The organism is Mycobacterium sp. NGS15 (assembly GCF_059813245.1).
Genome location: NZ_JCALEF010000006.1, coordinates 81,190 through 93,959 on the forward strand (window position 1 = coordinate 81,190; position 12,770 = coordinate 93,959).

Below are 12,770 nucleotides of genomic sequence, written 5' to 3' on the forward strand. Positions count from 1 at the left end.
GCGAGACGGAGAAGTCAATGTCTGCCTACGAAACCCTGAGCATCCGGCGCGACGGATACGTCCTGGTGATAGGCCTGAACAGGCCCGCCAAACGCAATGCGTTCGATAAGACGATGCTCCAGGAGCTCTCACTGGCACTCGGCGAGTTCGACGCCGATGCCGAGCTACGGGCGGCCGTGCTGTACGGAGAGGGGACGATGTTCACCGCCGGCCTCGACCTGGCGAGTGTGGCCGCTGAGATTCAAGGCGGCGCGTCGCTGACACCCGAGGGCGGGATCAATCCGTGGCAGGTCGACGGGAAACATCTGTCCAAGCCGCTGGTTGTCGCTGTGCACGGCAAGGTACTCACTTTGGGCATCGAGCTCGCGCTCGCCGCCGATATCGTGATCGCGGATGAGACCGCGACGTTCGCGCAGCTCGAAATCAATCGTGGGATATATCCGTTCGGCGGTGCCACCATTCGTTTTCCACGTACCGCCGGTTGGGGTAACGCAATGCGGTGGATGCTGACGGCAGAGTCTTTCGACGCCGCCGAAGCACATCGCATCGGGATCGTGCAGGAGGTCGTGGCAGCCGGCGAGCATGTCGATACGGCAGTCGCCATCGCGCAGACCATCGCACGTCAGGCACCGCTGGGTGTGCAGGCCACATTGCGCAACGCTCGCTTGGCGTTACACGAGGGCGAGGCCGCGGCCGAGGAACAGCTTGTGCCCACCATCCGTCAGCTGTTCACCACGGAGGACGCCGCGCTGGGTGTCCAAGCGTTTCTGACCCGCACCTCCGCCGAGTTCGTGGGTCACTAGCGCGCGGTCACAGCCTTGCGCACGTCACCGAGCTCCCCGATGGGCACGGTGCGCGTCGAAGCCACGGGCCGCACACCCGGGCCGTCGGGTTTGGACACCATGACGACGCTGTCGATGTAAGGCTGGATAGTCGTGGTGTTCTGCACAGTGGCAACGATCACCAGCTGGAACCCGAACTTGCGGAATGCCGACAGCGCCTGCTGCGCGAACTGCGGGTCGGATTTCGAAAACGCCTCGTCGAGCATCAGCTGAGCGAACACGGGCCGGTTATCTCCCGTGTCGGGGTTGGCAAGATTGAAGCTCAGTGCACCGGCGAGACAGAACGCCATCAGTTTCTCTTGTTCCCCACCGGAATTCGCACCCGCGTTGCTATACGTGCGAATCGCTTCGCCGGTGGAGGCATCGCGCTCCTCGCAATACAACACGAAGCGGTTGCGTACATCCAGTGCGTCGCGCGTCCATTGCCGAGCTTCGGGAGTCTCGGCCGCCAGCAGGTTCCGTAGCTGCAGGATGTCCTGGTACTGGTCGTGGATGGCCTTCTCGTCGCCCATCGACACTGCCACCGCACGACCCGAGATACGCCGGGCCCGTTCGTTGAGTTCACCCACCGCCTCAAGCGCCCGGGGCTCGGCACGCAAGGTCAACCGCGTTCCCCGATTGAATTCCACCGAGCCCAAACCGCTGTTCACGCGGTCGATCTGGTCGGTGATGCGGTGCGCCTCCTCCTCCGCGAGCTGGTGCAGCCGCAAGACCGCAGTGGGCGCCTGTTCCGTGATAAGCCGCAGCATCTGCCCGTAGGCGGCGGGTAGGTCACGCTCATCGATCCGGCGGCACAAGGCGACATAATCGTGGATCTTCTCGTCGAAGTTATCGCTGTCGTTGGGAATCGAGTCCGGGAAGTCCCGGTCGTAGGAATTGAGGATTCGGTTCAGCTCGTTTCGAGAGCGGGAGACGCTCTCGCGCAGCACCGACTGGTCCTTCTCGATCTGACGCCAAAGCTCCAGCCGATAGCTGTCCGGCTCCAGCACATCCAGGCTTGACGAGAGCTGCGGGACATAGGCCTCGATACCGGATCGCGTGTGCCCGCCCACCTCACGCGGATTCAGGGTGTCCAGCAGATCCAGTAGCCGGGTCCGGCGCGAATCATGTTCGGACTCTTGCCTTCTCAATGCGCCTATACGCTCGGAGAGCTTTTTGATCTCGTCGAGATACGAGTCGGCCTGCTGCTGCAGACCGGTGAGGTCGGGGTTGGCCTCCAGCATCGCCTCGTATTGGTCCTGCAGCCGTGCCACCGCGGCCTCGGCCGAATCGGTGTCAATCTGGCTCCAATACTCGTACTGGCTATGCAGTTTGGACCACCGCACCACTTCCGAGCGCAGCTCTTCGCGCTTGGTATCCATTTCACCGATGAACTTCTCGGCATCACCGACGGCCTGCTGGGCCTCGACCACATCATCGGAGAGCGCGGCGCGCTTGTCACCGGCATTACCCTGATAGATGTACTGCGAGGCACGTAGTTCGCGCCGGTCATCCTTGACCGCACGCCGATCGCCGTCCTTGCGCAGGCCCTGATCGGTGACGGCGCGGCGGTGCTTACTGAACTCGTCGGGGCTGTCAACCAGCACGTAATCGCCCACCCCGGCCACCAGATTCATGGCGGCGCTGGCGCATTCGTGATTCGGGTTGGTCAGGCGCAAGCAGTCGGCGAGGGTGCCCGGATCGGCGCGTCGAGGCGATCCGGACGGGATCACCCGTTCCATCTGCAGGTAACCACGCATCGGATGCTCGTTGACGTATCGCAGCACCTGCCGGTGGTGCTGGTCGGGTACCAGCAGGCACAGGCCGGTGGACCGCAATACCTTTTCCACGGACTTGCGCCACCGCTCCTGGCCGGGACGCAGATCCATCAGTTCACAGACGTAGGGCAGGTCCTTGGCGGTAAGGCCCAGCGCAGCTGCGATTTCGCCACGCATGCGGTCTTCGTCGGGAGGCACCGGGGTGCCCAGATGCTCGACACGCTTGAACTCGGAGGAAGCCGCCCGCAGTTGATCGCGCGCAGTCGACAATGCGCCGGCGGCCATCACGTAGGCGTCGTGACCGGCTTCGAGCTCCGCATTGATCCGGGTGACCGCGCGCAGGCTCTCCACCCGCATGGCTTCGAATTCCTCGGCCGATTCGACGTCCGAATTGGCCACGGGGCCGGTTCCAAGATCCCCTAGCGCGCTGTCGTAGGCGGTCCTGCGGCGCGATACCTCCTCGGCACGGGCCCGGGCATGAGCCAGCTCGCTCTTGAGCGGTGCCAGGTTACTGTCGGCGGCGGCGATCCGGCCGAGCAGCTTGTCCCGTTCACCGGTGAGAATGTCCTGGCGCGACTGGATTTCATCGCATTCACCGCCGAGCCGGGTGATCTCGGTGTCCAACAGGTCGATCTCCGGCCCCGCCAGGGCCAGCCGCTGCTGGTCTACATAGTCGCGCACGGTGTGGTGGTCCACGACGTCGACGGTGGCCAGCTGTGCGGCATCGCTGGCGTACGTCTGCTGGATCTGTTCGATGTCGCCCAGGGTCTGGCGCTGGCGCTGCGCGACCGCGAGCGCGGCACGTGCGTCGACCAACGGGGTGATCTGGCCCAGCGCCTCGGAGATCGCGGCCATGGACTCGGGCTCGTCGAGCATGTATTCGCGCACGAACTGTTCCAGGCCGCCAACGCTCTTGAGCGACTTGGCCTTTCCCAGCAACTGCTGCGCAGCCGAGGAGCCCTGAATACCGACAGCGGCGTAGAGCTGTTCGAGGTACCAGCGTTCACTCTTGTGGCCACGCCAGCCGGCGCCCTCGAAGACCGCGGCGGAATATCCCCTACTCGCCCAGGCATTGCACAGGTCTCGGATATCGGCGTCGGCGTCAATCAGGTAATAGCGGCTCGAGGAGTCCGAATCTGAACCCGGAGCAAGCCATTTGAGTACCAGACCGGTGATTACCCGGCCGTCGGTGCCCGCATACGTAACCGCGATCGCCGACCACGCCCCGCCCTTACCGCGCAGGAACATCTGCTTGGGCCGCTCCCCCGGGTTCTTCAGCTCACCCCATAGACCTCGCACGTACTTGTCGACGGTGCGCTTACCCATGTTCGAGCCCGCGGCGGTGGTATCACTGGATGCGTTGAAGTTACGGCGGTTTGACGAGAGAAACGCCAGCGATATTGCATCCAGCAGAGACGATTTACCGCTCCCGGAGGAGCCGGTGATCAGCGTGCCGCGACGGCTGAACTCGATGCTGTGGTACCCGTCGAAGACACCCCAGTTGATCACCTGCAGTCGGGACAGCCAGAACTGTTGGGTAGCTGCGCCAGTCGGCCCGCCGCTCAGGCCGTCATTCATCGTCATCGGTATCGCCATCTTCTTCGTCGGTGGAGTCTTCCGGCGCGGCACCGCCGCGCTGCAGCTGCTCGTACTGGCGTTGCAACGCCTCGATCATCTGCGCGGACATCAGCGCATTGATGACCGGGCTGATGGTGTAGCTGTGCTCGTCGTCGCGGGTGCGTTGCAGGATCTCAGCCTTGGACAGGCGTTTGATGGCCTCGTCGACACGATCGCGCAGCATCGCTTCATCGCGGTCGATGTCGTGGCTGACGTTGGCGAAGAGCTCGTGGATATCGTCGCGGCTGACCAGTACATGTTCGTCATGCGCGGTCCGCGCGATCTTGGCCAGGTGCAGCGCAACGATCGACGCGTAGGTGCCCAAGGGTTCCCGGCGCAGTACCCGAGCGCCGTACGCGCTCGGATTCTCCAACGGAGCCGGCTCCGCGTACGCGACCTCAAGGTCGTCGAATACCCGCAACCGTAGGTCCAATTCGGACAGGCGCGAGGCCAGCACCTTGCGATGTTCCATCATCGACGCCCACAGGTCGGGCTGGCCATCCTTGCTCAGATAACGCCGGGCCACCAGATTCTGCAGCGCCCAGCACGCCTTGTCCGGCAGCTCGCTGGTATCGCCCTCGAACCGCGGTCCCTTGACGATTCGTGGCGCGGAAGCATCGGGCTCGACCCCGGGGAGATCGTCGAAGTTGATGTTTCCCAAGGGGATACCTGTGGTCACGGCGCTCATATTTCTTCCTCGACACTCGCCAGCACTGGTTCACGGAACATCAACTGGGGTACCTCCATCACCCGGTCCTGCCCGTCGAGGGACCGGAACTTCACCCTTACCGATTCGCGATCGACGGTGCTGTCCTGCTTGAGGGCAAGCGACCACAACACGATGACATCACCCAGGTACGGGGCCTCGACCTGAGAGATCATGTCGGGCAACGACACTGGCCCCCTGGCGACGGCGCTGTTCACAGTTTTGGCCAACGAAGCCATATCCACCTGGGTGGCCAGCGCCGAAAATCCGCTCAAATCGAGCGGCCCCGACGGCGCGTCCTGGGCCAGCACCGGCGGCGCGGTGTCCTTGATGGTGAACGAGAGAGCGCCAATGGACGCCGCGGCCGAGCGGCCGATCGATAGTTCGGCGTCAATCGGCGAGTCCGCGGTGGACACCTTGAGCAGGGCATGGCCGGCGGCTAGCGCGTCGTTAAGCTGCCGGGCGCGGCCACGCGCCTGCTCCGTGGTGCCGGCGGCAAAGAATCGCCGGATGCGCTGCGCGCAGCGCTGTTCGATGCGGGAGACCTCGGCGACTTGCTGGGAAACCAGCTTGAAGAAATTCTTCATGACGTCGCGCAGTCCCGCATCGAGTTCGGGCAATCCCTCAGCAACACAAGCGATATCGCCGCGCAGCGCGGCGCGTTGATCGGGGTCCTGGATGGTGCGCGTGAAGGCTGCGTAGGAAGCCCGTTCGCGGGAGTCGAACAGGGCGTCGTAGTCGGCGAACATGCGTCGCGCACGGTCCCGAAACCCGGAGTCGGAATCCTCGGCGGCGTCGATGAGCCCGGCGGTGATCTCGTTCTGCATGCTGCCGTAACGCACGATGTCGGTGATCACCTGTTCCATCTGGTACGCGATGGCTCGGGTCTCGTCCTCGAGATCGACGATGTCCGGCTCGGGCCGGTATCCGTCGTCGATGGCGTGCAGCTGGGTCTGCAGCTCGACGATCTGGGCTTCGATCTCGGCACGCAGGCGGGACGGGTCGCCGTCCAGTTGGGTCGCAACACGCTTGAGGCCCGCGGCGATGCCCGCGATGGATCCGCCGGTGGCGACACTGTCGGCGCGGCGCAGGCGGCGGACGAAGGCCAGCGCGCTGCGCGCATCCTCGGTCAGCGAGCAGACATTCTCGGCGTCCGGACCAGCACCATCCGATGCGCGGTGCAACCAGCCGTCACTTGCCCAGCTCTTGATGAGGGCAAGTCCTGACTGTTCACCCAGTCCGACCGCGCCTAGGTCCCGGTCCAGCTTGGCCACCAGCTGGGGCTCGGAAACCTTCGCACTGCGGTCCAGGTGGCGCTCCATGAGCGTGATGTACGGCGCCAGATTCTTGGCGGCCAGCAGTCTGACCGCCCGGGATTTCTGCACGTCGTCGTTGTGCGCGAACAGCTCTTCGACCGTCAGGTCATTCATCGCACACCTCCATCACATCGCTGGCGCTTGTTCCCCGGCCCACGCGGCCCGTCATAGCCGCTGGCCCGGAAAACCTACCGGGCCGACGGGGGCGTGGCGAATGGGCTCGCTGACGTGGGACAAATGAGGCAAATGAGTTAGCTGGGATCTCCGTGGACACCCAGGGTGCCGTCCACGTACTGGCGGCGACAGGCCCACCGCGCCAGCTTTCCGCTGGTGGTCCGCGGGATTGCTCCCGCCGGAAGCAATCGAACATCGGCGAGCTCCAGGCCGTGTTGGGTGCGGGCCGCCGTACGGATCGCGTCGATGGCCACCTGCGGGTCGGCCTTCGCGGTACGCGAGGCACGCTCGGCGACGATGACCAGACCGTTATCGACGGTGAACGCGGTGACGTATCCGCGGCGTACGAGTGGCGAGGCGTCCGCGACGGTGGCCTCGACGTCCTGCGGGTAGTGACCGTGTCCGTCCACCGTCAAGTGATCGGCCATGCGGCCGGTGACGTACAACTCACCGTCGAGGTAGAAGCCCATATCGCCGGTGCGCAACCAATCGCCAGCCGCATCGGCCTTGCCGGCATGGCTTGTCGGCAGTGTTTCGCCGAGCCGGGCGTGGAATGTCCTCTTCGTATCCTCGGGGCGGCCCCAGTATCCACGTCCAACGTTTTTGCCCCGCAACCAGATTTCGCCGATGTGACCATCCGGGAGCTCGTTACCCGTTTCTGGATCGACGATCACACCCGCGAGACTGCGGGCAAGTTGGCCACAGGAGACGTGGGTGGTGGCATGGGGCGCGCCGGGGGCGGTTGGCACCGCGCGGCCTTCGCCGAGCTCCTCGCGGTCGAGGTAGACGACGGAAGGTTCGGCATCCGGGGCGATATTCGAGATGAACAGAACCGCCTCGGCGATACCGTAGGACGGTTTGAACGCCGTCGGCGGTAATCCAAAGGGCGCAAAGGCTTTTTCGAACGTGCGGATGGCATCGATACGCACCGGCTCGGAGCCGATGATCATCACGACCTTGCCCAGGTCGATATCCGCGCCGGCCTTGGGCACACCACGTAGCGCGGTGTACTCGTAGGCAAAGTTCGGTGCGGCGGTGATCACGCGACCTTCCTTACAGCCGTCGGAAAGCGCCTTGATCCAGCGTTGCGGCCGGCGGACGAAGGCCGTCGGCGACATGAGAGTGGAGTGGCCTCCGTAGACGGTCGGAAAGCCGATCATGGATAGGCCCATATCGTGGTACAGCGGTAACCAGCTGCAGCCGTGCGTGTTTCGGTCCAGCAGGTCGATCGACAGGATCATCTGGGTAAGGTTGACACCGACGGCGCGATGGGTGATTTCCACGCCGACCGGCGGACGCGTGGCACCCGAGGTGTACTGCAGATGTGAGACATCGTCGTCCACGAGATGGACATACTCGAAGGTCTCCCCCGCATCATCGGGGATCTCGTCGATGACCAGGATGCGCGGTGCGGGGATCTCGGTGAGGCCGTCGAGGAACTCCTGGACGGCCACGCGCACCGCGGCCGTGGTCAGGACAACCGTAGGCGTGCAGTCCCTCAACGCGGTGTCCAGACGCTCGGCGTGGCCGGGCAGCTCGGGCGCGAAGAGCGGCACCGCGATGGCGCCAGCCTTGATGGCGGAGAAGAAGCCGACGATGTAGTCCAGGCCTTGTGACGCCAGAACTGCTACCCGATCGCCGCGTTCGATATGACGTTGCAGCGTCGCGGCCACGGCGTTCAGGCGCACCCCGAGCTGGAACCAGGTGAGCTCGATGCGAGCGCCCTCTTCGGAGGTGGTGAAGTCCAGGTAGCGATAGGCGACGGTGTCCCCGACGTTCCTGATGTTGCGCTCGATCAGGGAAATCAGTGTGGTGCCGGGTGGCAGTTCGACGTTTCCGTCGGCATCCAGGCAATCATCGATATCAAGCAAACCGTCAGCGCGAACCACGTTTTCAAGTCTAGGCGCGGTGGGAGACTGCATCGGGCCGCCGACGAGACCCTTGGTGCGGGCGGAGGGACTCGAACCCACACGCTCTTTCGAGCACTGGCACCTAAAGCCAGCATGTCTGCCAATTTCATCACGCCCGCATGGCACGGCAATCCTACAGGTCAGATTGTTCCGGACGTTGTCGGTGGCGGCCGAGAAGTTGGCCGTAGTCGGCGGCACAGCGGCGTCACCAACCGCTCCGAAGACATCCTCGGGCTCTTCACCGCCCCACTCGACAATCTCGACATTCCCTGGACACGATCGACCAGGTACGTGGTCTCCATCTACCGCAAGGCGGCCGCCGCATGTCTCGACGAGTTCATCGGCCCGAAGCGCTGACCAGGGGCATTGGCGTGTGCATCCTCCTCACGCGGTACCGTCAGAAGGTGTCCACTACACGGCGTCGGAGACCGGCACTCATCGTGCTGGTGGGCGTCAGCGCGCTCGCGTTCCTGGGCCTGGCCTACTGGCAGTTCCAGCGCTTCGAGTCGGTGACCGGTGATGGCCAGAACCTGGGCTATGCGCTGCAGTGGCCGCTGTTCGCAGCATTCGTGATCTGGGCCTACCGGCGCTTCGTCCAGTACGAGGACCAGGGGCCGCCCCCGCCGCCGACCGACCGGGTGACCGAGATACCTGAGGGGCTGCTGCCCGCCCGCCCCGCCTCCGCCAAGCCGGACCCCGCAGATCGCACACTCACCGAATACAACGCTTACCTCGCCGCCTTGGCAGAAGAAGATAGGAAGCCCGCCCCGTGACCGAGCCCGAAGCCACCCCAGACACGCCTGTAGTGACCACCCCGGTCGCGAAGATCCGCGGCGCGCTGTGGCGCTATCGCATCCTGGCGTGGACCACCGGTGTCTGGCTTATCGCCCTCTGCTGGGAGATGTGGCTCAAATACATTGAGCACGTTCCGCATCCGCCGAGCTGGATCGGGATCGTGCATGGGTGGATCTACTTCGTGTACCTGATCTTCACCACCGATCTGGCCATCAAGGTGCGCTGGCCTTGGCCGCGTACCGCTGGCACGCTCCTGGCAGGCACGATCCCGCTGCTCGGCTTCATCGTCGAGCACTACCGCACCAAACAGGTCAAGGAGCAATTCGGCGTCTAGCGCTCCATTCTCAAAAAATCTCCAATGTCAGGAATGCTGACATGAGGATGCGGGTTGGATAGCGGTATGACCACCACACACGCAGTTGTCGCCACCGCGTACGGCGCATCCGATGTCCTCGAACTCCGCGAGGTGCCGATCGACAGTCCCGGCGAGGGCGAAGTACTCGTCGACGTCAAGGCCGCCGGCGTCAATCCGATCGACTGGAAGTTGTACTCGGGCGCCTTCGGTACCGACCCCGAGAATCTCCCGATGCGCCTCGGTCTGGAAGTGTCCGGAACAGTCGCTGCGGTCGGTCCAGGTGTCGACGGGCTCGCACCCGGCGACGACGTCATCGCTGCCGGGCAGATCGGCGGTTACGCGGGCCAGGTCATCGCCACCGCGGACCAGGTGTTCAAGAAGCCGGCGAGTTTGTCCTTCCCCGAGGCGGCCGGGTTCCTCCTCACCGGGCAAACCGCGGTCCATCTGTTGGAAGCCACCAACGTCACCGGCGGTGACACCGTCCTGATTCACGGTGCTGCGGGCGGCGTGGGGTTGCTTGCCACCCAACTCGCGAAGGCCCGCGGCGCAACGGTGATCGCCACCGCGAGCGCTGCCCGCCACGACCAGTTGCGCGGTTATGGGGCAGTCCCGGTCGAGTACGGCCCCGGTCTGCAAGACCGTGTCAGCGCCATCGGATCCGTCGACGCGGCCCTCGATCTCGTCGGCACCGACGAGGCCGCCGACGTATCGCTGGCGCTAGTGGCCGACAAGAGCCGGATCGCGACGATTGCCGGATTCGGCCGTGCCGCAAGCGATGGCTTCAAGGCGCTGGGCGGAGGCCCGGGTGCCGACGCGGGCACCGAGATACGGCTCGCCGCCCGTCCCGAGCTGATTCGACTGGCAGGCAACGGCGAACTGAAAGTCACCGTCGACCGCACCTATCCTTTGGCCGAAGCCCGCCAGGCCCATGAGTACGGACAGACGGGCCACGCCCGCGGAAAAATCATCCTGCAGCCGTAACCAACCCTCGCGAGCAGACGCTTATTGCACGGAAAACCCTGGTAAGGGCCGCAATAAGCGTCTGCTCGCGCAAGGGAACTGGAGACTAGGGCGCAGTGCGGCCGAGGTTCACCAGATTGCGCAGCATCGGCAGTAGCGCGGCAAGCGCCCGCCCGCGATGCGACGCCGCGTCCTTCTCTTCGGGCGCCATCTCCGCTGCCGTGCGCAGACCTCCGCGTGGCACGAAGATGGGGTCATAGCCGAAGCCATTCTGCCCCGCGGGTTCCCGCGCGATGGACCCCTTCCAGCGCCCCTCCACAACCACCTCTTCGCCCTCCGGGGTCACCAGCGCACACGCTGACACAAACGCCGCACCGCGACGCTCGTCGGGCACGTCGGAAAGCTGGGCGAGCAGCAGCGCGGTGTTGGCGGCGTCATCTCCATGCCGCCCGCACCAGCGTGCGGACAACACGCCCGGCATCCAGTTCAGGGCATCCACCGCGAGTCCAGAATCATCGGCAACACAGGCAAGTCCGGTCTGCGTTGCGCCCTCACGCGCTTTGATCAGTGCGTTGTCCTCAAAGCTGGCACCCGTTTCGGGCACTTCCTCGTATTCGCGCACGTCGGCAAGTGAAACCAGCTCGACCCCGGTAACCCCCGAAGACTCCAACACCCGATGCAACTCCGCGAGCTTTTTCGGGTTACGGCTTGCGACAAGTATTTTCATGTCCCCCGCTTACTTCGAACCGAACGCCTTCTTCTGTGGCGCGTCGGGCAGTACACCCGGGTAGGGCAATGCGAGTGCTTCCTTCTGCAGAACGAACAACTGGTCGGCAGCTCCCACCGCGGCGTCAAGCAGCTTGTCCAGCGTTGTGCGTGGGAAGGTGGCACCCTCGCCGGTGCCCTGTACCTCCACCAACGTGCCGGTGTCGGTGGCCACCACGTTCATGTCCACCTCGGCGCGCGAATCCTCTTCGTACGGAAGGTCCACACGCACCCGGCCGTCCACCACGCCGACGCTCACCGCGGCGATCGCGCAGGACAGTGGCTCCTCATCGGCGAGTTTGCCATGCGCGGCCAAGTAGGTCACCGCATCGGCGAGCGCCACATAGGCGCCGGTGATCGCCGCTGTGCGGGTACCGCCATCGGCCTGCAGCACATCGCAGTCGATGGCAATGGTGTTCTCGCCCAATGCCGACAAATCGATACAGGCGCGGAGTGACCGCCCGATCAAGCGGCTGATCTCCTGAGTACGACCACCCACGCGCCCCTTGACCGATTCACGATCGCTACGGGTATGAGTAGAGGCTGGCAGCATCGCGTATTCGGCTGTCAGCCAACCAAGTCCAGAACCCTTACGCCAACGCGGCACGCCCTCGGTGGCACTGGCGGTGCACATCACCCGCGTCTGGCCGAACTCAATGAGTACCGAACCCGCCGGGTGCGCAGTGAATCCCCGCGTGATGGTTACTGGGCGCAGCTCGTCGTCTTGTCTGCCGTCTTCTCGTCTGGACACGCCCTCGACCTTATCGTCTCCGCCGCAGTGCCAAGTGTGAGTGGCAGAGCTACAGGTCGATGCTCTCCCCGGCGACCACGGCCCGCACCGGCCCGTCGAACGCCGACTTGGCCTCGGCGATGACGTCCTCACGCGAGGTCCACGGCGGGATGTGGGTCAGCAGCAGTTCCTTCACACCCGCCCGGGTCGCGATCTGACCCGCTTCTGTTCCCGACAGGTGAAGATCCGGCGGACGGTGCCCCGGCATATGCGTCCACGACGCCTCGCACAGGAAGACGTCGGCATCGCGAGCCAGCTCGACCACGGCATCGCAGATGCCGGTGTCCCCGCTGTAGGCCAGGACGGCACCCGACGTATCCTCGATCCGCAGCCCATACGACTCCGGCGGGTGCGCCACCCGTGTGGGTGTCACGGTAAGCGACCCGAATTCGACCGGCACACCCTCGCTCCACGCATACAGGTCGAAGATGTCGGTGAAATCGTCGACCTCGCCCCCGATCTCGGCGGAGGCCGCGCCTACGCGCACCAGAGTGTCGGCGGGCCCATACATGATCGCCTTGCCCTTGGGCGGATTCGGGTGATAGCGGCGCCACACGAACAGACCGGGTAGGTCGAGGCAGTGGTCGGCATGCAGGTGCGACAGCAGAACGGACACCGATCCGGGATCGGCGAAACGTTGCAGAGAGCCCAAGACACCGCCGCCGAAGTCGATGACCAACGGTGGCGCATCCGGTGCCGTCAGGAGGTAACCAGACGCCGGTGAATCCGGTCCGGTGACACTGCCTGAACAGCCGAGCACGGTGACTCGCACAGCCCCTAGCT

The 12,770-nt window shown here is 64.7% G+C and carries 12 protein-coding genes and 1 tRNA gene; 5 read left to right on the top strand and 8 right to left on the bottom strand.

Annotated features, from left to right (window positions below; all coding sequences use genetic code 11):
• The first annotated feature begins 17 nt into the window (after positions 1 to 17).
• A complete protein-coding gene (locus tag AC5Y5C_RS17995) occupies positions 18 to 803 on the top strand; it encodes a crotonase/enoyl-CoA hydratase family protein (RefSeq protein ID WP_499974850.1) in 786 nt (261 codons plus the stop codon).
• Here the strand turns inward: AC5Y5C_RS17995 and AC5Y5C_RS18000 are convergent.
• From AC5Y5C_RS18000 to AC5Y5C_RS18020, 5 genes are all read right to left on the bottom strand, one after another.
• Positions 800 to 4,177 carry an ATP-binding protein gene (locus tag AC5Y5C_RS18000; protein WP_499976017.1) on the bottom strand — a complete coding sequence of 1,126 codons (3,378 nt, stop codon included), beginning with the start codon at positions 4,175 to 4,177 and terminating at the stop codon, positions 800 to 802. The genes AC5Y5C_RS17995 and AC5Y5C_RS18000 overlap by 4 nt on opposite strands.
• Positions 4,170 to 4,904 (bottom strand): DUF4194 domain-containing protein, encoded by a 735-nt coding sequence (locus AC5Y5C_RS18005; protein ID WP_499974854.1) that lies wholly within the window; start codon positions 4,902 to 4,904, stop codon positions 4,170 to 4,172. The genes AC5Y5C_RS18000 and AC5Y5C_RS18005 overlap by 8 nt, the downstream gene beginning before the upstream one ends.
• Positions 4,901 to 6,352, bottom strand: a complete 1,452-nt coding sequence (locus AC5Y5C_RS18010) for a DUF3375 family protein (protein ID WP_499974858.1) — start codon at positions 6,350 to 6,352, stop codon at positions 4,901 to 4,903. Before AC5Y5C_RS18010 ends, AC5Y5C_RS18005 begins: the two co-directional genes overlap by 4 nt.
• A gap of 137 nt (positions 6,353 to 6,489) precedes the next feature.
• A complete protein-coding gene (locus AC5Y5C_RS18015; protein ID WP_499976020.1) occupies positions 6,490 to 8,334 on the bottom strand; it encodes a fatty acyl-AMP ligase in 1,845 nt (614 codons plus the stop codon).
• A gap of 20 nt (positions 8,335 to 8,354) precedes the next feature.
• Positions 8,355 to 8,441: transfer RNA gene (locus AC5Y5C_RS18020), tRNA-Leu, on the bottom strand.
• On the opposite strand from AC5Y5C_RS18020, the gene AC5Y5C_RS18025 reads away from it, so the two are divergent.
• The 4 genes from AC5Y5C_RS18025 to AC5Y5C_RS18040 all read left to right on the top strand — a co-directional run bounded on the left by AC5Y5C_RS18025 (position 8,416) and on the right by AC5Y5C_RS18040 (position 10,453).
• Positions 8,416 to 8,679, top strand: a complete 264-nt coding sequence (locus AC5Y5C_RS18025; RefSeq protein WP_499974861.1) for a hypothetical protein — start codon at positions 8,416 to 8,418, stop codon at positions 8,677 to 8,679. The genes AC5Y5C_RS18020 and AC5Y5C_RS18025 overlap by 26 nt on opposite strands.
• Before the next feature lie 47 nt (positions 8,680 to 8,726).
• Positions 8,727 to 9,095, top strand: coding sequence for a hypothetical protein (locus tag AC5Y5C_RS18030; protein ID WP_499974862.1), 369 nt, complete (start codon positions 8,727 to 8,729; stop codon positions 9,093 to 9,095).
• On the top strand, positions 9,092 to 9,451 hold the full coding sequence (locus AC5Y5C_RS18035) for a DUF3817 domain-containing protein (RefSeq protein ID WP_499974864.1): 360 nt from the start codon (positions 9,092 to 9,094) through the stop codon (positions 9,449 to 9,451). Before AC5Y5C_RS18030 ends, AC5Y5C_RS18035 begins: the two co-directional genes overlap by 4 nt.
• 66 nt (positions 9,452 to 9,517) lie before the next feature.
• Positions 9,518 to 10,453, top strand: coding sequence for an NADP-dependent oxidoreductase (locus AC5Y5C_RS18040; protein ID WP_499974866.1), 936 nt, complete (start codon positions 9,518 to 9,520; stop codon positions 10,451 to 10,453).
• 85 nt (positions 10,454 to 10,538) lie between these two features.
• Here AC5Y5C_RS18040 and rdgB read toward each other — a convergent pair whose 3' ends face one another.
• From rdgB to AC5Y5C_RS18055, 3 genes are read right to left on the bottom strand one after another with little or no spacing between them, the layout of a single operon-like run.
• The gene (gene rdgB, locus AC5Y5C_RS18045) at positions 10,539 to 11,159 is read right to left on the bottom strand and encodes an RdgB/HAM1 family non-canonical purine NTP pyrophosphatase (RefSeq protein ID WP_499974868.1); all 621 of its coding nucleotides are present in this window, start codon (positions 11,157 to 11,159) and stop codon (positions 10,539 to 10,541) included.
• A 9-nt stretch (positions 11,160 to 11,168) separates the two neighbouring features.
• Positions 11,169 to 11,948 carry a ribonuclease PH gene (gene rph, locus AC5Y5C_RS18050; RefSeq protein WP_499974871.1) on the bottom strand — a complete coding sequence of 260 codons (780 nt, stop codon included), beginning with the start codon at positions 11,946 to 11,948 and terminating at the stop codon, positions 11,169 to 11,171.
• 49 nt (positions 11,949 to 11,997) lie between these two features.
• Positions 11,998 to 12,759, bottom strand: a complete 762-nt coding sequence (locus AC5Y5C_RS18055) for a cyclic nucleotide-degrading phosphodiesterase (RefSeq protein ID WP_499974873.1) — start codon at positions 12,757 to 12,759, stop codon at positions 11,998 to 12,000.
• Positions 12,760 to 12,770: the final 11 nt, after the last annotated feature.